At 62.5% G+C, this 22,112-nt stretch carries 21 protein-coding genes and 1 pseudogene; 3 read left to right on the top strand and 19 right to left on the bottom strand.

The window, feature by feature from the left end; translation table 11 throughout:
• The first annotated feature begins 104 nt into the window (after window positions 1-104).
• Together dnaX and ACZ9A3_RS05095 are read left to right on the top strand one after the other, a co-directional pair.
• Entirely contained in the window at window positions 105-2,096 is a 1,992-nt protein-coding gene (gene dnaX / locus ACZ9A3_RS05090) for a DNA polymerase III subunit gamma/tau (RefSeq protein WP_476252197.1), read from the top strand.
• Between the two features lie 69 nt (window positions 2,097-2,165).
• On the top strand, window positions 2,166-2,492 hold the full coding sequence (locus ACZ9A3_RS05095; RefSeq protein ID WP_010226011.1) for a YbaB/EbfC family nucleoid-associated protein: 327 nt from the start codon (window positions 2,166-2,168) through the stop codon (window positions 2,490-2,492).
• A gap of 50 nt (window positions 2,493-2,542) precedes the next feature.
• Here ACZ9A3_RS05095 and ACZ9A3_RS05100 read toward each other — a convergent pair whose 3' ends face one another.
• The 5 genes from ACZ9A3_RS05100 to ACZ9A3_RS05120 form a co-directional block, all read right to left on the bottom strand.
• Window positions 2,543-3,394: a fimbrial protein gene (locus ACZ9A3_RS05100; protein ID WP_476252198.1), complete on the bottom strand. Its 852-nt coding sequence runs from the start codon at window positions 3,392-3,394 to the stop codon at window positions 2,543-2,545.
• A gap of 158 nt (window positions 3,395-3,552) precedes the next feature.
• Window positions 3,553-3,774, bottom strand: a complete 222-nt coding sequence (locus tag ACZ9A3_RS05105) for a FimD/PapC C-terminal domain-containing protein (RefSeq protein WP_476252199.1) — start codon at window positions 3,772-3,774, stop codon at window positions 3,553-3,555.
• On the bottom strand, window positions 3,687-6,020 hold the full coding sequence (locus ACZ9A3_RS05110) for a fimbria/pilus outer membrane usher protein (RefSeq protein WP_476252200.1): 2,334 nt from the start codon (window positions 6,018-6,020) through the stop codon (window positions 3,687-3,689). The genes ACZ9A3_RS05105 and ACZ9A3_RS05110 overlap by 88 nt, the downstream gene beginning before the upstream one ends.
• Window positions 6,021-6,205: 185 nt before the next feature.
• Complete coding sequence (locus ACZ9A3_RS05115; RefSeq protein ID WP_045200572.1) at window positions 6,206-6,952, bottom strand: fimbria/pilus periplasmic chaperone; 747 nt, start codon at window positions 6,950-6,952, stop codon at window positions 6,206-6,208.
• A gap of 59 nt (window positions 6,953-7,011) precedes the next feature.
• Entirely contained in the window at window positions 7,012-7,557 is a 546-nt protein-coding gene (locus ACZ9A3_RS05120) for a fimbrial protein (protein WP_045200457.1), read from the bottom strand.
• Window positions 7,558-7,922: 365 nt separating this feature from the next.
• On the opposite strand from ACZ9A3_RS05120, the gene recR reads away from it, so the two are divergent.
• Window positions 7,923-8,525, top strand: a complete 603-nt coding sequence (gene recR, locus ACZ9A3_RS05125) for a recombination mediator RecR (protein WP_045200459.1) — start codon at window positions 7,923-7,925, stop codon at window positions 8,523-8,525.
• Window positions 8,526-8,603: 78 nt separating this feature from the next.
• Here the strand turns inward: recR and ACZ9A3_RS05130 are convergent, their stop codons facing one another.
• The 14 genes and pseudogenes from ACZ9A3_RS05130 to ACZ9A3_RS05195 all read right to left on the bottom strand — a co-directional run bounded on the left by ACZ9A3_RS05130 (window position 8,604) and on the right by ACZ9A3_RS05195 (window position 22,112).
• Window positions 8,604-9,152 carry an adenine phosphoribosyltransferase gene (locus ACZ9A3_RS05130; RefSeq protein ID WP_045200461.1) on the bottom strand — a complete coding sequence of 183 codons (549 nt, stop codon included), beginning with the start codon at window positions 9,150-9,152 and terminating at the stop codon, window positions 8,604-8,606.
• A 53-nt stretch (window positions 9,153-9,205) separates the two neighbouring features.
• Window positions 9,206-9,940 (bottom strand): Crp/Fnr family transcriptional regulator FnrA, encoded by a 735-nt coding sequence (gene fnrA, locus ACZ9A3_RS05135; RefSeq protein ID WP_010226003.1) that lies wholly within the window; start codon window positions 9,938-9,940, stop codon window positions 9,206-9,208.
• A gap of 118 nt (window positions 9,941-10,058) precedes the next feature.
• Window positions 10,059-11,441, bottom strand: coding sequence for an oxygen-independent coproporphyrinogen III oxidase (hemN, locus tag ACZ9A3_RS05140; protein WP_093385431.1), 1,383 nt, complete (start codon window positions 11,439-11,441; stop codon window positions 10,059-10,061).
• 83 nt (window positions 11,442-11,524) lie between these two features.
• Entirely contained in the window at window positions 11,525-12,208 is a 684-nt protein-coding gene (locus ACZ9A3_RS05145) for a sulfite exporter TauE/SafE family protein (RefSeq protein ID WP_093385427.1), read from the bottom strand.
• A complete protein-coding gene (gene ccoS, locus ACZ9A3_RS05150; protein ID WP_010225999.1) occupies window positions 12,201-12,413 on the bottom strand; it encodes a cbb3-type cytochrome oxidase assembly protein CcoS in 213 nt (70 codons plus the stop codon). The genes ACZ9A3_RS05145 and ccoS overlap by 8 nt, the downstream gene beginning before the upstream one ends.
• 12 nt (window positions 12,414-12,425) lie before the next feature.
• Window positions 12,426-14,879, bottom strand: a complete 2,454-nt coding sequence (locus ACZ9A3_RS05155) for a heavy metal translocating P-type ATPase (RefSeq protein ID WP_093385420.1) — start codon at window positions 14,877-14,879, stop codon at window positions 12,426-12,428.
• A 106-nt stretch (window positions 14,880-14,985) separates the two neighbouring features.
• On the bottom strand, window positions 14,986-15,525 hold the full coding sequence (locus ACZ9A3_RS05160) for a FixH family protein (protein WP_045200468.1): 540 nt from the start codon (window positions 15,523-15,525) through the stop codon (window positions 14,986-14,988).
• Between the two features lie 62 nt (window positions 15,526-15,587).
• Window positions 15,588-17,000: pseudogene (ccoG, locus tag ACZ9A3_RS05165) on the bottom strand (cytochrome c oxidase accessory protein CcoG); the annotation flags it as partial.
• A gap of 252 nt (window positions 17,001-17,252) precedes the next feature.
• A complete protein-coding gene (ccoP, locus tag ACZ9A3_RS05170) occupies window positions 17,253-18,233 on the bottom strand; it encodes a cytochrome-c oxidase, cbb3-type subunit III (protein WP_045200473.1) in 981 nt (326 codons plus the stop codon).
• On the bottom strand, window positions 18,230-18,427 hold the full coding sequence (locus ACZ9A3_RS05175) for a CcoQ/FixQ family Cbb3-type cytochrome c oxidase assembly chaperone (protein WP_010225992.1): 198 nt from the start codon (window positions 18,425-18,427) through the stop codon (window positions 18,230-18,232). The genes ccoP (ACZ9A3_RS05170) and ACZ9A3_RS05175 overlap by 4 nt, the downstream gene beginning before the upstream one ends.
• A 5-nt stretch (window positions 18,428-18,432) precedes the next feature.
• On the bottom strand, window positions 18,433-19,041 hold the full coding sequence (ccoO, locus tag ACZ9A3_RS05180; protein ID WP_036994387.1) for a cytochrome-c oxidase, cbb3-type subunit II: 609 nt from the start codon (window positions 19,039-19,041) through the stop codon (window positions 18,433-18,435).
• Entirely contained in the window at window positions 19,041-20,483 is a 1,443-nt protein-coding gene (gene ccoN / locus ACZ9A3_RS05185) for a cytochrome-c oxidase, cbb3-type subunit I (RefSeq protein ID WP_038993873.1), read from the bottom strand. Before ccoN ends, ccoO begins: the two co-directional genes overlap by 1 nt.
• 487 nt (window positions 20,484-20,970) lie before the next feature.
• Complete coding sequence (gene ccoP, locus ACZ9A3_RS05190; protein WP_093385416.1) at window positions 20,971-21,918, bottom strand: cytochrome-c oxidase, cbb3-type subunit III; 948 nt, start codon at window positions 21,916-21,918, stop codon at window positions 20,971-20,973.
• Window positions 21,915-22,112 (bottom strand): cbb3-type cytochrome oxidase subunit 3, encoded by a 198-nt coding sequence (locus tag ACZ9A3_RS05195; protein ID WP_010225988.1) that lies wholly within the window; start codon window positions 22,110-22,112, stop codon window positions 21,915-21,917. Before ACZ9A3_RS05195 ends, ccoP (ACZ9A3_RS05190) begins: the two co-directional genes overlap by 4 nt.

Here is a 22,112-nt window from a genome sequence, read left to right on the forward strand (position 1 = left end):
TGATGCCGGCCCGCCTGACAGCTTAGCCGAGATCGGCAGGGTGCAATTTTGCCCCCGCTCCGCTACGATTAGCGGTCTTCAGCTTGCAGTCGCGACGGTTTTCGATGAGTTATCAGGTTCTTGCACGTAAATGGCGTCCGCGCTCGTTCCGCGAAATGGTCGGCCAGACCCATGTGCTCAAGGCCTTGATCAACGCGCTGGACAACCAGCGCCTGCACCATGCCTACCTGTTCACCGGTACCCGCGGTGTGGGCAAGACCACCATTGCGCGGATCATCGCCAAGTGCCTTAACTGCGAAACCGGCATCACCTCTACGCCTTGCGGTACCTGCTCGGTGTGCCGGGAGATCGACGAGGGGCGCTTTGTCGACCTGATCGAAATCGACGCCGCCAGCCGCACCAAGGTCGAAGACACCCGCGAGCTGCTCGACAACGTGCAGTACGCACCGAGCCGCGGGCGCTTCAAGGTCTACCTGATCGACGAAGTGCACATGCTCTCCAGCCACTCGTTCAACGCCTTGCTGAAGACGCTGGAAGAGCCGCCGCCCTACGTCAAGTTCATCCTCGCCACCACCGACCCGCAGAAGCTGCCGGCGACCATCCTCTCGCGCTGCCTGCAGTTCTCGCTGAAGAACATGACCCCCGAACGGGTCGTCGAGCACCTGAGCCATGTGCTCGGGGCCGAAAACGTCCCCTTCGAAGACGACGCCCTGTGGCTGCTCGGCCGCGCCGCGGACGGCTCGATGCGCGACGCCATGAGCCTGACCGACCAGGCCATCGCCTTCGGTGAAGGCAAGGTGTTGGCCGCAGATGTGCGGGCGATGCTCGGCACTCTGGATCATGGCCAGGTGTATGGCGTGCTGCAGGCGTTGCTCGAAGGTGATGCCCGGGCCTTGCTCGAAGCCGTTCGCCATTTGGCCGAGCAGGGGCCGGACTGGAACGGCGTGCTCGCCGAAATGCTCAATGTGCTGCACCGCGTGGCCATTGCCCAGGCGCTGCCTGAGGCAGTTGACAACGGCCAGGGCGATCGTGACCGGGTGCTGGCTTTGGCCCAGGCATTGCCGGCCGAAGATGTGCAGTTTTATTACCAGATGGGCCTGATCGGCCGTCGCGACCTGCCATTGGCACCAGATCCGCGTGGCGGCTTTGAAATGGTCCTGCTGCGCATGCTGGCGTTCCGCCCCGCAGACAGCGACGATGCACCGAAACCGGTGCTAAAGCCGGTGGGGATCAGCCAGGCCACAGCTGATTCTGCAAACGCGGTGGCAGTAGCCCCTCAGGCTGCGCCAGTTGCGGTGCCCGTGCCTGTGGTTGCTGAACCGGAACCTGAACCCGTTGCAGAGCCAGAGCCCACCCCTGTCGAGGTCCCAGCGCCTGAGCCGGTGGTCGATCTGCCCTGGAACGATCCTGTCGCCGTCGAGGTCGAGGTCGAGCCTGAACCGCTTGTCGTTGAAGTGCCGCCGGCGCCGGTTCAGCAGGCAACCGCAGTGGATATGCCGATGTCCGACGACGGTATCGGCTACAGCCCGGCCGGCATGGACCGCGACGATGAACCGCCGCTGGACGAAGATTATTACGAGCCGGAAATGGACCCGGCCAGCTACAGTTATCTGGACGAGCTGGCCATCGAGCATGCCCACGAAGTCGACGCGCCACCGGCCGAGCCCTTGCCGGCCGCGCAACCGGCCACGGGGCTGGCGCTGAAATGGCTGGAATTGTTCCCGCAGTTGCCGATTTCCGGGATGACCGGCAATATCGCCGCCAACTGTACGCTGATCAGCGCCGAAGGCGACGACTGGCTGCTGCACCTGGACCCGGCCCACAGCGCCCTGTTTAACAGCACGCAACAGCGGCGCCTGAACGATGCGTTGAACCAGCACCTGGGCCGTACGCTCAAATTGACCATCGAGCTGATTCGCCCGGAGCAGGAAACCCCCGCCCAGGCCGCAGCCCGCAAACGCGCCGAGCGCCAGGGCCTGGCCGAGGCCTCGATCGAGGATGATCCGCTGATCCAGCAGATGATCCAGCAGTTCGGCGCCATGGTCCGCCACGATACGATTGAACCTGTCGACGCCCCGGTTGCCCAGGGCGAGTAACGGAAAAACAGCAGCGGCCCGGGCCCGACCCTCGCCGCACCCCGTAAGCTAATAGTTGAGGTGAACCCCATGATGAAAGGTGGCATGGCCGGCCTGATGAAGCAGGCCCAGCAGATGCAGGAAAAAATGGCCAAGATGCAGGAAGAACTGGCCAACGCCGAAGTGACTGGCCAATCCGGTGCCGGTCTGGTCAGCGTGGTGATGACCGGTCGTCACGACGTCAAGCGCATCAGCCTGGACGACAGCCTGATGCAGGAAGACAAGGAAGTGCTCGAAGACCTGATCGCCGCCGCCGTCAACGACGCGGTGCGCAAGGTCGAAGCCAACAGCCAGGAAAAAATGGGCGGCATGACCGCCGGCATGCAGTTGCCGCCGGGCTTCAAGATGCCGTTCTGAGGCGGTCGCAGCGTAAATAAAAGCCAGGCTATTGCCTGGCTTTTTTCTGCTCAGTCATAACTCATCAGAAATGTCGCCCGGCCTGGCGCGGAGCCTGGGGTTACCCGGGATGCGGTCTGCACATACTGCGCGAGCAGGGGGATGCGATGCGTTACCGGGCCTGCTCCGACCGTACCGCCCGGTTGCCGGGTGCCCAGCACGATCGGGGTGTTGTCGCTACGCAACAAGCGAATGCCGATGCCACGTGCAGTAGCGTGACTGGCCAGGCTGATGATGGAGGTCTGGTTGCCCGGGTTGCTGGCGTCGCTGACGGTATAGCTGACGTTGAGGCGGCTGCCGCTACTGCCGCCGGCACAGTTGAGGCGGATTTCAAGTGGCTGGGGTGCGGTAGCCTTGCCAACAGCGTCGAAGAACCCTGCTGGATGATCCCGCAGGTTAACGGGGATGGTTTTCGAACCGGGGTCGACGTCGCAGGTGGGATCGGCCGAAACAACCTCTACTCGGGTTTGCACCATCGTCAGCCTGGCGGTATTGGCCGGGATATGATGCGGCTCAAAGGTGTGGCTAATGATTGTCTGAGGGAAAAACAGCACCCCACTGGTTACCGGTCCGGTCTTGATCAACTGCAGTCTGTACCAAGGGGTGACGTCGGTAGTGCCGGCAGGATGTCTGGTAGTAGGAACCGGCCAGCGGTAAAAACGACTGGCGCCGGCTTCGGAACCGGTGATCTTGATACCGATACCCTCCAGGTTGGTTTGATGAATGCCCTCACCGATGTGAGTGAAGTCCTGGGTAAAGCCGGCGCGCTGCTCATGGGCGGCTGAGCAACGGTAGGCCATGCGTGTCGCGAACCGGGTGTTGCTGTCATAAATCACCGTGCCGACCGGGTCTGCGGCAGACACCGTCAGTCTCGAGTCTACGGTGATGTAAGCCTGGGACGGGCCTGCGCCGATATGCTGGCAGCTGGCGGTACTGATTGCGCAGTGGGCCAGCAGCAACAATCCTGTAGCGCCGGCGAGGCGCGCGGGTAGAGAACAAAACATGGGCAGGTCTCGGCGGGTCAAGGGTGGGCTGGGGGTGCGAGGCAAACGGAGTGAATGTTCTGTGGTGCAGCGTTCGCGGCTTTTTTCGTGGCGGCGGGCAGGGCATAGGTAATTCGGCAGTTGCCTGCCAGGCCGCTGTCCCAGCGCACGATCAACTCACCTGCATCCTGCAGGCCGCGGGCAAACAATTGGCTACCCTGGCCCACCGCGCCCAGCTCGTTACCTTGGCTATCCAGCACTGCGGCGCCAAACGGCAGCGGCTGGCCATCGGCCTGGCGGGCATGGATGACGGCCGAACGTCCGGAGCGGGTCTGGAACACCAGCAACGCAATGCGCCGGCGCGCGGCACGGTCTGCTGGCTGCTCGATTGCAGCTCGACATCGGTCGACAAGCCCTTGGGGTCAATGGCAACCGTATTGCGTTGGTAAGGCGTAAGGTTCGGGACGACCGCGTAGCCGCTGCTGTCGACTTTCAGCGCGGACGCCGAAATCACCCGAGCGCCATCGGCATCTTTGGCCTGAATCAACCCGAAGGTCTCACTCAAGGGTTGCGACAAGGTCATGCCATCGGCGTGGGCGACAATGGCGCCGCGCAGGCCGAGCGAGGCTTGTGAGGTATGCCGGCCCTGACTGATCGATGCACTGAGTTCGGCGGCAGAGCCGCGGTACAGTACGTTGCTGCTCAGCGTATGGTTGTTCAGGCCATCGGAGCGATCCTGGCTGGCGGTGATGCCATAGTTGACCTGCTGATCGGCACTGAGGGCGCCGGTGAGCGTGGCCTGGGCCCGGCTGTTGCCTCTGCCGTCCCTGGAAATACTGCTGCTGAGGCTACGCGCGCGTTCGCCGCCCAGGGGCAGGGACAAGCTCAGGAAATAGGTGTTGTCGGCGCGCCCGAAGCGGTCACGTTCCCTGGTGCTGCTGAGGGTATAGCCCAGCGTCTTGTAGTGATTGCTGTAGCCGATCGAATAGTTGACGTCGCTGCCGGCATGGTCCCAATAGCTGGATGCCGAGGCACTCAAGTGCAACTGTCCATAGTGCTCGGCCAGCGGTTGCGCCAGCGACAGGGTAGTGCGATTGCGATGACGCTGGTGGCGCTGATCGCCTGCATCGCGCAGGAACTGGCGGCTCAACTGGGCGTCTTCCAGGCCATAAAAGCCGCGGGTCGAGTAGCGATAGGTCGCCAGAGCGATTTGTGTGTCGGTTTCACTCAGGGTCTTGGCATAGCTCAGGCGCAGGCTCTGGCCTTGCTGGCTGCCGAGCCCGGGCAGATGGGTGCGGGCCTGGGTGAGGTCGGCGCCGAACGCACCAAGCTCGGTGTTCAGGCTGCCACCGAACAAGGCCGAGCCATACCCTGATGCCAGGGTCATGCCGCTGTAGGTGCTGACCAGGTTGTTCAGGCCATATTGCCAGGTACCTTCGACAAATACCGGGTCACTGTCCAGTGCCTGGTTACGCAGGGTACCCAGGGTTGCACTGAAGCGGCTGGAGCCGGCACGCAAGGATAACGGAACAGCAGCGTAAGGCACGGAGAAGCTATGTTCGCGGCCGTCGGCCTCGGTTACCGTGACCTCCAGATCGCCACCGTAGCCGGTTGCATACAAATCATCGATTTCGAAGGCGCCTGGCGCCACAGTGGTTTCATGCAGGGTCACGCCGCGTTGGCGGACCACTACCCGGGCATTACTGCTGGCAATCCCGCGGACTACGGGGGCATAGCCGCGCTGCGAGGCGGGGAGCATACGATTGTCGCTGGCCAGGCGTATGCCGGTGAAACTCAATGAGTCGAACAGCTCGCCCGAGGTGTAGCTTTCGCCCAGGGTCAGTTGCGAGCGCCAGGGCGTGATATCGCGTTGGGCATAGCTGGCAATGCTCTGATAGCGGTGCTGGCCCTGGTCGCTCCAGTTCAGTGAACCGTCATGACGCAGGCGCCATGGCCCGATGTTGAGCCCGGCCCCCAAGCCCAGGTAGGTCTGGCGCGAATTATCCTGATTGCGGTGCCGGGTGCTGTAGTTGTTGAGATTGTAATTGAGAAAACCCGCCGTTATGCCCTCATCCCATTGCGCCGGGTCGACTGTTTCACGCGCACTGCGCTTGACCGCGATTTGCGGTACCGACAGGTACAGGCGTTGGCTGGCAAAATCCAGGCGGCTGCTGGCATCGTCAAGTGCGCCGTCCAGGGGGATGCAGGTATCGACGGCAAGCAGCTGCTGTTGCGCCTGCGGGCTGAACTTGCTGGTATCCAGGCCCAGACGCTCCAGCAAAGCGTTGTCGAAACAGGCCAGGGCTTCTTCTTTACCGGGCCAGGCCTTGAAGCTGAGGTTCATGCGCCCGTGCCAGTTATCGTTGACCAGCACATCCACGCTGTAGGTTCCGGGGCTTGTGATGTTGCGCCGCTGATAGCGCGAGAGGTCCACGGGGGAGGTACTACCGTTGCCCAAAAACGCCGGTTCAAACTCGACAAGTGCGGACGAAGGTGTGTCGGCCATGGCCGGTACTTGCCAAAGCAACAGACTGGCCAGGCCAACGGGTAATCGGCTTACTAACGAAGCTGAGCTTTTTCGATGCGAGCGAAAGTGCAATAACATTATCGTCATTTTCAGAAGTGCCAATAGTAAACCTGGGCACGCACGAAGACTTCGAGACCGCCCGGAGTGTCAGATAAGGAGTAAGGCTATGGGCTGGGTGTAGTAGCCGTCACTGCACTTAGGGGCGCGCTATTGTTATGGCCTGCGCCATAATCATTAATGCTGGTAAAGTTGATGGTTGCGCTTGGATTAATAGGTGCCGAAGGGCTGAAGTGTGCGAGCGAATAAGGTGCAATATAGCCGGTGCCCAAGGACGTCGACTGGCCGTTGAATTCGACTTTTATTCCCCCGAGATTGACAAAGTAGGCCGTTGGGTTGCGGCCAACCAGCGTGTGCGGCTTGCCGTCCTGGCCAGGCGCTCGGTGCCAGGTTACCAGGGCGGGTGCGTCCTCGGGCTTGCCTGGCAGGCCTTGTGGGCGGTACAGCAGCTTGATGCGGGTACGAAAGGCCAGTTGCAGGACGTTGCTGTCTTTGGCTTTTGGGGGGACTTCTAACATGTTGAACCAGAAGATTGACTCTCGATCACTGGCCATCGGGCTGCCGGTGTGCAACAGGCGAATACTCTGCCCTTGAGCAGGTTCGATGCGGGCCAGCGCCGGCGTTACGGTAAAGGGGACCTGTAGAGTCTCGGGTGCTGCTCGGGAATCGCCATCGTCTACCCAGACCTGAACCAGGCTGGGGTCTTTGCCATTGTTGAGGAGGTTGACGGTAGCCTCGCGCTCTTGTGCCGCAAAGATGATACGGGTGCCGGTAATTACAACGCTGGCATGCGCGGGTGCGCTGGCCGCCAGTAGCGCGAGGGCAGCCAGCAGGAAGGAAGAAAAGCGAGTCATGAAAGCGATATCCGACCTGATTGGGGGTAGCAGACGCGCAAGGCGCGCCTGCTGGTTCATTACGGCAGATTGATCACGTACTGAACGCGGGAGTTGGCGGCACCCGGGGTGACCGCTGCGGCGGAAGCGTAGTACTGGCTGGTGTAGCGCAGGGTCGCAGCGCCATCTACCAGTTCTACGGGGACAGTGTTTTGGCCACCGCTTACCCCGCCGATAATGATCGGAATGCCCGCCTGGTTGAGCAGTTGGTACTGCACGCCAGTTGCGCTGGTAGGACCGGCATCCATGTTCAGTCGGCCGTTCTGCACATTGGCGCCGCCCAGGAACTCGATGTCCACTTGGCCGCTGGTGCCAGCGACACAGTTGGTCAGGGAGATCTCGAAGGGGCGAGGTTGGGCGATACTGCCGACAGTAGTGAATTCGGTGGTATGCGCCGGGCTCATGGCAACAGTGAAGTTCTGGCCGCCAGGGCCGCCGTTGATGGTGCAAGTGGTGCCCGAGATGCTGCCGGTGAAATCGATCAGGCCATCAGTTGCCTGGGCATTGAGGGTGACGCCAGCCAACAGAGGTAAGGACAGGGCAAGAGCGAAAATGCGTGTGTTCATTTTTTTTCCAAGTGGATTAATTAAGATTGCGCGTTGATAAGTAAAATGAGGTGTTGCATAGACATATTTACTTGCTTTTGAGCGCCAGGAAATTATGCGGATTATTTGTTTGGCTGGATGTAGGAAGAAGGGTGGTGATGGCGGAGGGAACTTAGCCGGGTATTGTAAGATTGGGTGTTTATAGAAAGGAGTGAGGCAGGAAGTGTTAGAAAGGGGGTGGTATGCTTTATGTGATGTAGGCAATATTACTGTTAGCGTGAAAGAAACATTAGCTTCTTACGCGGCTAGTCTTAATGTCTGTAAGATTTGACGTTGCCCAGTCGGGCAGGTATAAACCGCCTTCACTTGCATCAAGGCCTTTTCCCATGAGTTTCAGTCCTCTTATCCGACAGCTGATCGACGCGTTGCGCATCTTGCCTGGCGTCGGACAGAAAACCGCCCAGCGCATGGCCTTGCAGCTACTTGAGCGCGATCGCAGTGGCGGTACCCGGCTGGCCCAGGCCTTGAACCAGGCCATGGAAGGGGTGGGGCATTGCCGCCAGTGCCGGACCCTGACCGAGCAGGAGCTGTGCCCGCAGTGTTCCGACACGCGCCGGGACGACACGTTATTGTGCGTGGTAGAAGGGCCGATGGATGTCTATGCCGTCGAGCAGACCGGCTACCGTGGCCGTTACTTCGTGCTCAAAGGGCATTTGTCGCCGCTTGATGGCCTGGGCCCGGAAGCCATCGGCATTCCGCAACTGATGGCGCGGATCGAGGAGCAGGGCAGCTTCACCGAAGTAATCCTGGCCACCAACCCGACGGTGGAAGGTGAAGCGACCGCCCATTACATCGCCCAGTTGCTGGCCGACAAAGGTCTGGTCGCGTCTCGTATCGCCCACGGTGTGCCATTGGGCGGTGAGCTGGAGCTGGTCGACGGCGGCACCCTGGCGCATTCGTTCGCCGGGCGCAAACCGATCTCGCTGTAACCCTGGGTCTTTAATCGCGGGGCAAGCCCGCTCCCACAGAACCTTAGCCTGTGGGAGCGGGCTTGCCCCGCGATGCTGTCAATACTCGCTCAGCGAGAACTCGGTCAGGCAGAAGGTCGGCACACCCACGTCGTTCAGGCGCTGCGAGCCACCCAGCTCCGGCAGATCGATGATCGCCGCCGCCTCATATACCTGCGCGCCCATGCGCCGTACCAGTTTGGTGGCGGCCAGCAGGGTGCCGCCGGTGGCGATCAGGTCATCAAAAATCAGTACCGAGTCGCCTTCGCAGAGGCTGTCGGCGTGCACTTCGAGGAAGGCTTCGCCGTACTCGGTCTGGTAGCCCTCGGCGAGCACGTCGGCCGGCAGCTTGCCTTGCTTGCGAAACAGGATCAGGGGTTTGTTCAACTGGTGGGCGATGATCGAGCCGATCAGAAAGCCGCGCGCATCCATCGCGCCGATATGGCTGAACTCGGTTTCAACATAGCGTTCGATAAAGGCATCGGCGACATGGCGCAGGCCCCGCGGCGACTGGAACAGCGGGGTGATGTCGCGAAAGATCACGCCCGGCTTGGGGAAGTCCGGTACGGGGCGGATCAGGGCTTTGAGGTCGAAAGTGGCGCTGGGCATGGGCGGGTATCCTGAGAAACGAATGCCCGCCAGTATACCTGTTATCCGCGGGGTCAGCTTTCCAGCGAACCACCGGCCAGGGCGCACAGCTGAATCGGGTCAAGGATATGGATTTCCTTGCCCTCGGCCTGGATCAGGCCGTTCTGCTGAAAGCGCGTGAACACCCGTGAGACGGTCTCGACCGCCAGGCCCAGGTAATTGCCGATTTCGTTGCGTGACATGCTCAGGCGGAACTGGTTGGCCGAGTAACCACGGGCGCGGAAGCGCGCCGAAAGGTTGACCAGGAAGGTGGCGATGCGCTCGTCAGCGGTCTTTTTCGACAGCAGCAGCATCATTTGCTGGTCGTCGCGGATTTCCCGGCTCATCACCCGCATCAGCTGGCGACGCAGCTGTGGCAGTTGCACCGACAGCTCATCCAGGCGCTCGAAAGGAATCTCGCACACCGAGGTGGTTTCCTGGGCCTGGGCCGACACCGGGTAGGCTTCGGTGTCCATGCCGGACAGGCCGACCAGTTCGCTGGGCAGGTGGAAGCCGGTGATCTGCTCTTCGCCGCTGTCGCTCAGGCTGAAGGTTTTCAGGGCGCCGGAGCGCACCGCATAGACCGAGCCAAAATTGTCGCCCTGGCGGAACAGAAACTCGCCTTTTTTCAGCGGACGCCCGCGTTTGACGATTTCATCCAGTGCATCCATGTCTTCCAAGTTCAATGACAAGGGCAGGCACAGAGGCGCCAGGCTGCAATCCTTGCAATGGGCCTGGTTATGGGGGCGCAGTTTAACTGGCTCGGACATTTCTTCAATCCTTGTGGGAAAGCACACATAAGCCGTAAGGGTAACCCAGGCTAGGGTGTTTCGGCCAGCTTGGACGATTGTGCCGAGGCCAGACGGGACAAGACTGCGACAAAAAACCTCAGATAACCCGGGAGAAACGTTGGCGATTGTGCAGGTCCAGGTAGGCATCGAACACCATGCACACCGAGCGCACCAGCAGTCGTCCGGCGGGCAGCACCTTGATGCTGTCGTTGCCTAGTTCGATCAGGCCATCCTTGTGCATGGCCTGCAGGGCGGGCCACTGGTCGTTGAAATAGCCGCGAAAGTCAATGGTGAAATCCCGCTCGATGGTTGCGAAGTCCAGTTCGAAATGGCAGATCAATTGCTGGATCACCGCCCGGCGCAGGCGGTCATCCTCGCTGCAGATCAAGCCGCGGCTGGTCGCCAGTTGAGCGGTGGACAAGGTGTCCTGGTAGGTGTTGAGGTCGCTGCTGTTCTGGCAATAGAGGTCGCCGATCTGGCTGATGGCCGAGACCCCCAGGCCAATCAGGTCGCAATGCCCGTGGGTGGTGTAGCCCTGGAAGTTGCGCTGCAGGGTCGACTCTTCCTGGGCAATCGCCAGCTCGTCATCGGGCAGGGCGAAGTGGTCCATGCCGATGTACACGTAGCCAGCGGCGGTCAGTTGCTCGATGGTGTTGTGGAGCATTTCCAGTTTTGCCGCCGGGGCCGGCAGCTCGTTGCTGTCGATGCGCCGCTGGGGCATGAAGCGTTCCGGCAGGTGCGCATAGTTGAACACCGAGAGGCGATCGGGCTGCAGCTTGATCACTTCCTCGACGGTGCGGGCAAAACCTTCCGGGGTCTGCTTGGGCAGGCCGTAGATCAGGTCGAGGTTGATCGAGCGAAATTGCAGGGTGCGCGCCGCTTCGATGATCGCCCGGGTCTGCTCCAGGCTCTGCAGGCGGTTGATCGCCCGCTGCACAACCGGGTCGAGGTCCTGCACGCCGAGGCTGACGCGGTTGAAGCCGAGCTCACGGAGCAGGCCCATGGTCGACCAGTCGGCCTCGCGCGGGTCGATTTCAATGCCGTAGTCGCCGGAGTCGTCATCCAGCAGGTTGAAATGCTGGCGCAAGTGGGCCATCAGCTGGCGCAGCTCGACGTGGCTGAGGAAGGTCGGGGTGCCGCCGCCAAAGTGCAACTGCTCGACGGTCTGCTTGGGGTCCAGGTGGCAGGCGATCAGCTGGATTTCCTGCTCCAGGCGCTGCAGGTAGGGCGCGGCGCGGCCACGGTCCTTGGTGATGACCTTGTTGCAGGCGCAGTAGTAGCAGATGTTGGCGCAGAACGGCACGTGTACATAGATCGACAGTGGGCGAACGGCACGACGGCTGTCACGCAGGGCGTGCAGCAGGTCGAAGGAGCCGACTTCGCTGTGCAGTTGCACCGCGGTCGGGTAGGAGGTGTAGCGTGGGCCGGCCAGGTCGTAGCGGCGAATCAGGTCGGAGTCCCAACGAAGAACGTCGAGCATGCGGGCAGTCCCCAGAAAGAGCAGCAGTGTCCGGAGTCTAGGGAGTGCCGGGCAAACCCGTGTTGATTTGTATCAACGCCGCTTCAGTGGCCCATCAGCCAGTGCTGGTGTGGCCCTGGCAGGGTCCACAGGCCAAACAGCATCACCAGCACGCCGCCGGCAATACGCACGCCCCGCTGGCGCAGCAGGGCGCTGGTGCGTTCGGCGGCAAGGCCGGTGGCCAGCAGTACCGGCCAGGTGCCCAGGCCGAAGGCCAGCATCAACAGCGCGCTGTCGGCGGCATTGCCCTGGCTCGCGGCCCAGAGCAGGGTGCTGTACACCAGCCCGCACGGCAGCCAGCCCCACAGGGCGCCCAGCAGCAGGGCGCGCGGCAGGCTGGAGACCGGCAGCAGGCGGTTGGCCAGCGGCTGTATATGCCGCCACAGGCCCCGGCCCAGGCCCTCGATACGGGTCAGGCCGCTCCACCAGCCGGCCAGGTACAGGCCCATGCTGATCAGCAGCAGCGCCGCCAGTACGCGCATGGCGGTCGCCACCGGGCTGTTGGCCACCGCCCAGCCGGCCAGGCCGAGCAGCAGGCCGGCCAGGGCATAACTGAGGATGCGCCCCAGGTTGTAGGCCAGCAACAGGCGAAAGCGGCGGCTGCGTTGCTCCTTGGGAATGGCCAGGGTCAGCGCGCCCATGAGGCCGCCGCACATGCCCAGGCAATGGCCACCACCGAGCAGGCCGAGAATCAACGCCGAGCTGAGCAGGGGCAGAAGTTCAGTCACGGGGCGGGGTACCGTCGTCGGGTTTCTTGCCGTCGGCCTCGTCCATGGCCGCCTGGTGCTGCGGGTCCTGGTCGTCGAAGAGGATGCTGTGGGCCGGGCCGTCGAGGTCGTCGTACTGGCCGCTGTCCACCGCCCAGAAGAAGATGTAGATGGCGATGGCGACGATCAGCAGGGCCGCCGGGATCATGATGTAAAGCGCGGGCATGGGGGCTCCTGGTCAGGCCGTCGCGGGATGCGTGGCAGTGGCTGGCGCATGGCTGGCCGGCAGGCCGCTGACGCGGGTCAGGCGCAGGGCATTGAGGACCACGATCAGCGAACTGACCGACATGCCGACCGCCGCCCAGATTGGCGTGATCCAGCCCAGTGCGGCAAACGGCAGCATGACGCCATTATACGCCGAGGCCCACAGCAGGTTCTCGATAATGATCCGCCGGGTGCGCCGGGCCAGGCTGAAGGCCTGGACCAGGGCGTCCAGGCGGTTGGACAGCAGCACCGCGTCGGCGCTGGTCTTGGCCAGGTCGGTGGCCGAGCCCATGGCGATGCTGATGTCGGCCGCCGCCAGGATTGGCACATCGTTGACCCCGTCGCCGAGCATCAATACCTTGCGCCCTTGCTGCTGCAGGGCCTTGAGTTGCTCCAGCTTGTCGTCCGGGCGCAGGCTGCCAATGGCCTGGTCGATCTGCAGTTCGGCGGCCACGCTGTGGACCATCGGCGAGCTGTCGCCAGACAGCAGCAGGGTCTGCCAGCCACGGGCGCGGCAGGCCGCCAGCAGGTCGGCGGCATCGCTGCGCAGGCGGTCGTCGAGGACGAACCAGGCCAGCGGGCCTTGCTGGTCACCGAGCAACAGCCATTGCCCGGCTTCGTCTGGCATCGCCGGTGTGGGGGCGCCGCTGAGGGCGCAGACAAAGCCGGCTTCGCCGATGCGCAGCACGTGCTCGCCTACCTTGCCTTCAAGACCCAGCCCGGGCATTGCCTGAACTTCGTCGGCAGCCTGGCTGGCGCGGCCAAAGGCGCGGGCGATGGGGTGCTCGGAGCGGTTTTCGAGGGCGGCGGCGAGCATCAGGCAACGATCGGCGTCGGTGTCGCGCAAGGGGCGGATTGCGCGCAAGGTCAGGCGGCCTTCGGTGAGGGTGCCGGTCTTGTCGAAGATTACCGTGTCGATCTGGTTCAGGCCTTCCAGCACGTGGCCGCGGGTCAGCAGCAGGCCGAGCTTGTGCAGGGTGCCGGTGGCGGCAGTCAGCGCGGTCGGGGTGGCCAGCGACAGGGCGCAGGGGCAGGTAGCGACCAGCATGGCCAGGACGATCCAGAACGCCCGCGACGGGTCGATCTGCCACCACAGCAGGCCGATGGCGGCCGAGGCGATCAGGGTAAACAACAAGAACCACTGCGAGGCGCGGTCGGCGATTTCCGCCAGGCGCGGTTTTTCCGACTGTGCCCGCTCCAGCAGGCGCACGATCGCCGACAGGCGAGTGTCCTGGCCCAGAGCCTGGACCTCGACGGTCAGCGCGCTCTCGACGTTGAGGGTGCCGGCGGTGACTGCGTCGCCAGCGCTGCGTGGTTGCGGCAGGTACTCGCCGGTAAGCAGCGACTCGTCGATGCTCGACTGGCCACTGACGATGCGCCCGTCGGCGGGGATCACGTGGCCTGGCTGGATCAACACGCAGTCTTTGAGGCGCAGTTCGCTGAGCAGGATCCGCTCGCTCTGCCCGGCCGCGCCCAGGCGCAGGCACGAGGCCGGCAGCAGGTTGACCAGTTGCGCGGTAGCGGCGGCAGTGCGCTCGCGGGCGCGGCGCTCAAGGTAGCGTCCGGCGAGCAGGAACAGGGCGAACATGCCCACGGCGTCGAAGTACAGCTCGCCGCTGCCGGTGATTGCGGTCCAGATCCCGGCACCGTAGGCCAGGCCGATGGCCAGCGATACCGAGACGTCCATGGTCAGGTGGCGGGTACGCAGGTCGCGGGCGGCGCCGCGAAAAAACGGTGCGCAGCTGTAGAACACGATCGGCGTGGTAAGGAACATCGCCACCCAGCGCAGGATGGTGTGCAGCTCCGGGCTCAGGTCGATGTTGAACTCCGGCCAGGTGGCCATGGTTGCCATCATCGCCTGGAACCACAGCAGCCCGGCCACGCCCAGTTGGCGCAGGGCGGTGCGGTTCTCGCTGGCCAGTTGTTCGGCGGCGCGGTCGGCCTGGTAGGGGTGGGCGGCGTAGCCGATGTGGCGCAGCTCGGCGAGCAGCTTGGACAGCGGCAACGCACTGTCGGCCCAGCTCACCTGCAGGCGGTGGTTGGACAGGTTCAAACGCGCCTCGGCCACCGCCGGCAGGTTGCGCAGGTGCTTTTCGATCAGCCAGCCGCAAGCGGCGCAACTGATGCCTTCGATCAGCAGGGTGGTTTCGGCCAGCTCGCCGCTGTGGCGCACGAAGGGCTTTTGCACATCGGCGCGGTCGTACAGGGCCAGTTCGTCGACCAGTTGCTGGGGCAGGGCATCGGGGTTGGCGCTGGCTTCACTGCGGTGCTGGTAATAGCTTTCCAGGTTGCCGGCGACGATGGCTTCGGCCACCGCCTGGCAGCCCGGACAGCAAAACGCCCGCGGCTGGCCAAGCACCACGGCGGTGAAGTGGCTGCCGGCGGGCACGGGCAGGGCGCAGTGGTAGCAGGGCGTGGGGCTGGTCATGGTGTCAGTCGCAAGGTGTGGTGTTGGGCTGATCGCGGGTCAAGCCCGCTCCCACAGGGATTCATTGCACCTGTGGGAGCGGGCTTGCCCCGCGATCAGCAACGACTTATTTCTCGAGGTGTTCAGCCCCTTGCAGCGCCTCGTCACCGAGTACCAGGGTCTTGTCGTGAGCGACTTCTTCTTCCTCGAACAGGCGCCAGACATGCGCGTCCTGGCTGCCCAGCAGCTCGACGAAACGCCGGCCCTCGACCTTGTCGCCAAGCTGGCCGAGGTAGCGGCCGGCTTCGCTGTCGCTGCGGGTCAGCATGATCTTGCGGTCCTTCTCCGGCTGGGTCGGCGAAATGAGGTTCAGCTCCAGGGTTTGCGGCTGGCTGTTGCCGGTCAGGCGCAGGTCGACTTCACCGGTCAGCGCGTCCAGGTGCACGCTGGCCTTGAGGTTGAGGGTCTGGGCCAGCAGCTCGCGGTCCAGCGAGCGGTTGATGCCTTTGCCGGCCTCGTAGTAGTTGTCGTTGACCAGGTTGTCCGGGTTGTTCACCGCGATGGTCACCATGGTCAGGCTGAGGGTCACCGAGGTGGCCAATACACCGATGATGATCCACGGCCAGAGGTGCTTGTACCAGGGGCTTGCGGCAGTTGCAGAAGGCATGGGCTCAGTCTCTTATCGAATTTGCGGGCCGATGAAGCGGCTCTTGGCTTCAACCTGGGATATCGAATTTGCGGGCCGATGAAGCGGCTCTTGGCTTCAACCTGGGTGGCGCTGTCGTCAGCGTCCTTGAGGGTGAAGATGACTTCGTTGGTGGTCGACGGCAGTTGCTCCGGCGCCATCGACAGTTGTACCGGCAGGCTGACGATATCGCCGGCCGCGACGCGGATTTCCCGTGCGCCCTCAAGCTTGAGGTCAGGCAGGCCGCCGGCTTCGAGCACGTAGATGTGGTCGCGCTGGTCCTTGTTCATGACCTTCAGGCTGTAGACGTTCTCGATCCGCCCCTGGGCGTTCTCGCGGTACAGCACGCGGTCCTTGCTGACGTCGAAACCGACCAGCGGACGCATGACGAACGCGGTAGTGAGCAGGCCGATCATGGTCAACAGCACCACGGCATAACCGATCAGGCGCGGGCGCACCATGTGGGTCTTTTGCCCCGACAGGTTGTGCTCGGTGGTGTAGCTGATCAGGCCTTTGGGGTAGTTCATCTTGTCCATGATGGTGTCGCAGGCGTCGATGCAGGCGGCGCAGCCGATGCACTCGATCTGCAGGCCGTCACGGATGTCGATGCCGGTCGGGCACACCTGTACACACATGGTGCAGTCGATGCAGTCGCCCAGGCCCTTGGCCTTGTAGTCCAGGTCTTTTTTACGCGGGCCACGGGTTTCGCCGCGGCGCGGGTCGTAGGAAACGATCAGGGTGTCTTTGTCGAACATCACGCTCTGGAAGCGTGCATACGGGCACATGTACACGCACACTTGCTCGCGCAGCCAGCCGGCGTTGCCGTAGGTGGCCAGGGTGAAGAAGCCGACCCAGAAATAGGCCCAGCCGTCGGCCTGGCCGGTAAAGAACTCAATCACCAGCTCGCGGATCGGCGAGAAGTAGCCGACGAAAGTCATGCCGGTGACAAAGCCGATGCTCAGCCACAGGCTGTGCTTGGCCAGCTTGCGCAGGAATTTGTTGCCGCTCATTGGCGCCTTGTCGAGCTTCATGCGCTGGTTGCGGTCACCTTCGGTGACTTTCTCGCACCACATGAAGATCCAGGTCCACACGCTTTGCGGGCAGGTGTAGCCGCACCAGACGCGGCCGGCGTAAACGGTGATGAAGAACAGGCCGAAGGCGGCGACGATCAGCAGGCCCGAGAGCAGGATGAAGTCCTGAGGCCAGATGGTGGTGCCGAAAATGTAGAACTTGCGCTCCGGCAGGTTCCACCAGACGGCCTGGTGGCCACCCCAGTTCAGCCATACCGTACCAAAGTACAGCAGGAACAGGACGGCGCCGCCGACCATGCGCAAGTTGCGGAACACGCCGGTGAAGGCGCGGGTGTAGATTTTTTCTCGGGAGGCGTAGAGATCGACGCTGCTGGTGTCTTTACTGGCAGGCGGGGTGACGTCATGTACCGGAATCTGCTTGCTCATCATTGAGTCCCACGGCAGTGGAGAAGTGCCGCGGCCAGTACCTGCCGGCCGCAGTCGAAAGCTTGCTGCTCTAGGGCGCATGATACCGCCTGTCCTGCCGCCAGGGGGGAGGGGTGCGACCTTTGGCCGCGTTGGGGAATCGCGGTTAATAGTGTATTGGCCCGTGTCAATTGACACAGGTCATGGGTCGGGACAGGGTCTATAAAAAAGCCCCGGCAGTTTCACTGACGGGGCTTTTGCCAGCTGGGCGAATTACTGCGCTTCAGCGGTTTTCTCAGGCTGGTGCGACAGGCTGTAGACATAGGCGGCCAGCAGGTGGACCTTGTCGTTGCCCTGGATTGCTTCCTGGGCAGGCATCTGGCCCTGGCGGCCGTAACGGATGGTCTGCTGCAGTTGGGCGAAGCTCGAACCGTAGATGAACGCGGTCGGGTGGGTCAGGTTGGGCGCGCCCATGGCCGGGGTGCCCTTGCCTTCAGGGCCGTGGCAGGCCACGCAGTTGGCGGCAAACAGCTTCTGGCCGTTGGCCGGATCCGCCTTGGCATCCTTGGGCAGGGTGCGGCCATCGAGGTTGGTCAGCACGTAGGCAGCAACGTCGGCAACACCTTGTTCGCCGATGACTTCGGCCCAGGCCGGCATCACCCCGTGACGACCGCCCATGATGGTGGCCTTGATGGTTTCCGGTTCGCCGCCCCAACGCCAGTCGTTGTCGGTGAGGTTAGGGAAGCCGTAGGAGCCCTTGGCGTCGGAGCCATGGCACACCGCGCAGTTGGAGGCGAACAGGCGCCCGCCCATCTTCAGCGCTTGTGGGTCCTTGGCCACTTCTTCAATAGGCATCGACGCGAATTTGGCGAAGATCGGCCCGAACTTGGCGTCCGAGCGGGCCATTTCCTTTTCCCACTCGTGCACGCCGGTCCAGCCGGCCTGGCCGTTGGCAAACTCGGTTTTCTTGTCGTTGTCCAGGTACTGGTAGCCCGGCAGGATGCCTTTCCAGTTACCCAGGCCCGGGTACAGCACCAGGTAGCCAAGGGCGAAAACGATGGTGCCGACGAACAGCATGAACCACCATTTTGGCAGCGGGTTGTCGTACTCCTCGATGCCGTCGTAGGCGTGGCCCACGGTTTCTTCAGTGGTTTCGCTGCGCTGGCCCTTGCGGGTGGACAGCAGCAGCCAGGTCAGGGCGAAGATGGTGCCCAGACTCAAAACGGTGACGTACAGACTCCAGAAGGTAGTCATTCGTTGTTACTCCTAGACGCTTTCGCTTGCGCTTGCTCGACGTGCTTGCTGGCTTCGGGATCATCCGCGAAGGGCAGCATGGTCGCTTCGTCGAACTCGGACTTGCGCCGAGAACTGAACACCCACAACGCCAGGCCGATAAAGGCCACCATCACCACGACGGTGCCCAGGCCACGAATCATCCCGATATCCATCAATGTCACCGTTTGCTTTTGATGATGGTGCCCAGGCCTTGCAGGTAGGCAACCAGGGCGTCCATTTCAGTCTTGCCCTTGACCGCGTCGCGGGCACCGGCGATGTCTTCATCGGTGTACGGCGTGCCGAGGGTGCGCAGGACTTCCATCTTCTTCACCGTGTCCTTGCCATCGAGCTTGTTCTCCACCAACCATGGGTAGGCCGGCATCTTCGACTCGGGCACGACGTTGCGCGGGTTGTACAGGTGAGCACGGTGCCAGTCGTCGGAGTAACGACCGCCGACGCGGGCCAGGTCCGGGCCGGTACGCTTGGAACCCCAGAGGAATGGGTGGTCCCAGACGCTTTCACCGGCGACCGAGTAGTGGCCATAGCGTTCGGTTTCGGCACGGAACGGCCGGATCATCTGCGAGTGGCACTGCACGCAGCCTTCGCGGATATAGATGTCGCGGCCTTCGAGCTCAAGCGCGGTACGCGGCTTCATACCCTCGACCGGCTTGTTGGTGACGTCCTGGAAGAACAGCGGGACGATCTGGGTCAGGCCGCCGATGCTCACGGCGATGACCATGAAGAAGGCCAGCAGGCCGATATTCTTCTCGACTACTTCATGCTTCATCAGTGAGCTCCAACTACAGCGATCTGAGCGGCGGCTTCAGCTTCGGCCGGCTTCGAGGCGCGCACGGTACGGAAAACGTTGTACGCCATCAGCAGCATGCCGGAGGCGAAGAACGCACCGCCCAGGGCACGGACGATAAAGCCCGGGTGGCTGGCCTGCAGGGCTTCGACGAAGGAGTAGGTGAGGGTGCCGTCGTCGTTGATTGCACGCCACATCAGGCCCTGGGTGATGCCGTTGACCCACATCGAGGAGATGTATAGCACGGTACCGATGGTCGCCAGCCAGAAGTGCGCGTTGATCAGGCCGGTGCTGTGCATCTGCTCGCGGCCGTAAACCTTCGGAATCATGTGGTACAGGGCGCCGATCGAAATCATCGCTACCCAGCCAAGGGCACCGGCGTGTACGTGGCCGACGGTCCAGTCGGTGTAGTGCGACAGCGAGTTGACGGTCTTGATCGCCATCATCGGACCTTCGAAGGTCGACATGCCGTAGAACGCCAGCGAAACCACGAGGAAGCGCAGGATCGGGTCGGTACGCAGCTTATGCCAGGCGCCCGAGAGGGTCATCATGCCGTTGATCATGCCGCCCCAGCTTGGCGCCAGGAGGATGATCGACATGGCCATGCCCAGCGACTGCGCCCAGTCCGGCAGGGCGGTGTAGTGCAGGTGGTGGGGACCTGCCCAGATGTACAGGGTGATCAGCGCCCAGAAATGCACGATCGACAGGCGATAGGAGTAGATCGGGCGCTCGGCCTGTTTCGGCACGAAGTAGTACATCATGCCGAGAAAGCCCGTGGTCAGGAAGAAACCTACGGCGTTGTGGCCGTACCACCACTGGATCATCGCATCGGTGGCACCCGAATACGCCGAGTAGGACTTGAACAGGCTGACCGGCAACGAGGCGTGGTTGACGATGTGCAGCATCGCGGTAACCACGATGAAGGCGCCGTAGAACCAGTTACCGACATAGATGTGCTTGGTCTTGCGCTTGACGATGGTGCCGAAGAACACCACGCCGTAGGTAACCCAGACAATGGCCAGCAAAATGGCGATCGGCCATTCCAGCTCGGCGTATTCCTTGGTCGTGGTGTAGCCCAGCGGCAAGGTAATGAGCGCACCGACGATGACCGCTTGCCAACCCCAGAAGGTGAAGGCCGCGAGGCTGTCGGAAATCAGTCGCGTCTGGCAGGTTCGCTGCACGACATAGTAGGAAGTGGCAAACAGTGCACAACCACCGAAGGCGAAGATCACCAGGTTGGTGTGCAATGGGCGAAGGCGTCCGAAGCTCGTCCACGGCAGGTCCAGGTTCAGCTGGGGCCAGACCAGTTGCGAGGCGATGAAGACACCAAGCCCCATGCCAAGGATCCCCCAGACCACCGTCATGATGGCGAACTGGCGGACGACCTTATAGTTATAAGCAGTCGGACTGATTGCTGTGCTCATTCTAAGGTTCCACGGTTTGGGTGTTTTTATAGGGTAAAAATCGGCGCAAGTATGTATAAACCGTGTGGTTATTGCAACGCGATGGCGCCCGCGCCGATCCTTGCCAAAGCCTGTTCAACGGCGGTTTCGAGCCTTTGTGGCGGGCAAATTGTACACAATTAATTATCTGATATGTGTACCAAAATTTGATTTTTCGTCTATGGCAAAGGCTTTCGATGAGCGCGTGCGCAGTACCGTTCATCACTCGCCGATCGGCGCTTGAGTCGGCCCCATCAGCCTTTGCGCAGAACCGCTGGCGAAAAATGCCCCAAAAAGGTGCAAACACACCGGCTGTTTCAGTCGCTGTGGCAACAAGCTTAGTTGTGATCGAGGGGGGTGCAAGGCGGGGGTAGGGCGGGGTGCGACACTTGGTCGCAAGGGGCGAAGGGAACCGCCGCATCGGGTGCCGATGCGGCGGTTTGAGTCAAGGCTCAGTTACTCAATCGTTTTACTTGGCAGACAGGCTTTCGCCTTGTGCAGGTTGCTCCTGGGACAGGCTGTAGACATAGGCGGCCAGCAAGTGGACCTTGTCGTTGCCCTGGATCGCTTCCTGGGCAGGCATCTGGCCCTGACGGCCGTAGCGGATGGTCTGCTGCAGTTGGGCGAAGCTTGAGCCGTAGATGAACGCGGTCGGGTGGGTCAGGTCCGGTGCGCCCATGGCCGGGGTGCCTTTGCCTTCAGGGCCGTGGCAGGCCACGCAGTTGGCGGCAAACAGCTTCTCGCCGTTGGCCGGATCCGCCTTGGCTTCCTGCGGCAGGCTGCGGCCATCGAGGTTGGTCAGCACGAAGGCGGCAACGTCGGCAACGCCTTGTTCGCCAATCACATCGGCCCAGGCCGGCATTACCCCGTGACGGCCGCCCATGATGGAGGCCTTGATGGTTTCCGGCTCGCCACCCCAGCGCCAGTCCTTGTCGGTGAGGTTAGGGAAGCCGTAGGCACCCTTGGCGTCAGAACCGTGGCAAACAGCGCAGTTGGAGGCGAACAGACGGCCGCCCATTTTCAGCGCCTGCGGATCCTTGGCCACTTCTTCCACCGGCATGGCGGCGAACTTGGCGAAGATCGGTCCGAACTTGGCGTCGGCCTTGTTCATTTCCTTTTGCCATTCGTTGGTCTGCGTCCAGCCGTCCTCATAGCCCGGCAGGATGCCTTTCCAGTTGCCCAGGCCTGGATAGAGGATCAGGTAGCCGACCGAAAACACCAGGGTGGCGACGAACAGCCAGAACCACCACTTGGGCAGCGGGTTGTCGTACTCCTCGATGCCGTCGAAGCTGTGGCCCATGGTCTGGTCGGTGGTGCCTTTGGTTTCGCCCTTGCGGGTGCCCAGCAGCAGCCAGGTCAGGCCGATCAGGCTACCGATGGTCAGTACGCAGATGTACGTACTCCAGAAGGTGGTCATTGCCCGTTACTCCTCGGTTCGGGTTCGTTGGCGGCAGGTGCCAGGCGGTCGTCGGCAAACGGCAGCAGGCTGGCTTCGGCGAATTCACGGTCACGCCGGCCGTTGAACACCCACAGCGACAGGCCAATGAAGGCGATGGCCACCAGCAGGGTGCCCAGGCCGCGCAATTGGCCGATATCCAGTGTGAAGTCCAT

The sequence above is a fragment of the Pseudomonas sp. TE4620 genome (assembly GCF_056279045.1).

Bases quoted from the DNA above. Each gene is read 5' to 3' on its own strand.
- dnaX (WP_476252197.1), top strand. From the start codon at position 105: ATGAGTTATCAGGTTCTTGCACGTAAATGGCGTCCGCGCTCGTTCCGC.
- ACZ9A3_RS05095 (WP_010226011.1), top strand. From the start codon at position 2,166: ATGATGAAAGGTGGCATGGCCGGCCTGATGAAGCAGGCCCAGCAGATG.
- ACZ9A3_RS05110 (WP_476252200.1), bottom strand. From the start codon at position 6,020: ATGGCCGACACACCTTCGTCCGCACTTGTCGAGTTTGAACCGGCGTTT.
- ACZ9A3_RS05115 (WP_045200572.1), bottom strand. From the start codon at position 6,952: ATGACTCGCTTTTCTTCCTTCCTGCTGGCTGCCCTCGCGCTACTGGCG.
- ACZ9A3_RS05120 (WP_045200457.1), bottom strand. From the start codon at position 7,557: ATGAACACACGCATTTTCGCTCTTGCCCTGTCCTTACCTCTGTTGGCT.
- recR (WP_045200459.1), top strand. From the start codon at position 7,923: ATGAGTTTCAGTCCTCTTATCCGACAGCTGATCGACGCGTTGCGCATC.
- ACZ9A3_RS05130 (WP_045200461.1), bottom strand. From the start codon at position 9,152: ATGCCCAGCGCCACTTTCGACCTCAAAGCCCTGATCCGCCCCGTACCG.
- fnrA (WP_010226003.1), bottom strand. From the start codon at position 9,940: ATGTCCGAGCCAGTTAAACTGCGCCCCCATAACCAGGCCCATTGCAAG.
- hemN (WP_093385431.1), bottom strand. From the start codon at position 11,441: ATGCTCGACGTTCTTCGTTGGGACTCCGACCTGATTCGCCGCTACGAC.
- ccoS (WP_010225999.1), bottom strand. From the start codon at position 12,413: ATGCCCGCGCTTTACATCATGATCCCGGCGGCCCTGCTGATCGTCGCC.
- ACZ9A3_RS05155 (WP_093385420.1), bottom strand. From the start codon at position 14,879: ATGACCAGCCCCACGCCCTGCTACCACTGCGCCCTGCCCGTGCCCGCC.
- ACZ9A3_RS05160 (WP_045200468.1), bottom strand. From the start codon at position 15,525: ATGCCTTCTGCAACTGCCGCAAGCCCCTGGTACAAGCACCTCTGGCCG.
- ccoP (WP_045200473.1), bottom strand. From the start codon at position 18,233: ATGACTACCTTCTGGAGTCTGTACGTCACCGTTTTGAGTCTGGGCACC.
- ACZ9A3_RS05175 (WP_010225992.1), bottom strand. From the start codon at position 18,427: ATGGATATCGGGATGATTCGTGGCCTGGGCACCGTCGTGGTGATGGTG.
- ccoO (WP_036994387.1), bottom strand. From the start codon at position 19,041: ATGAAGCATGAAGTAGTCGAGAAGAATATCGGCCTGCTGGCCTTCTTC.
- ccoN (WP_038993873.1), bottom strand. From the start codon at position 20,483: ATGAGCACAGCAATCAGTCCGACTGCTTATAACTATAAGGTCGTCCGC.
- ccoP (WP_093385416.1), bottom strand. From the start codon at position 21,918: ATGACCACCTTCTGGAGTACGTACATCTGCGTACTGACCATCGGTAGC.
- ACZ9A3_RS05195 (WP_010225988.1), bottom strand. From the start codon at position 22,112: ATGGACTTCACACTGGATATCGGCCAATTGCGCGGCCTGGGCACCCTG.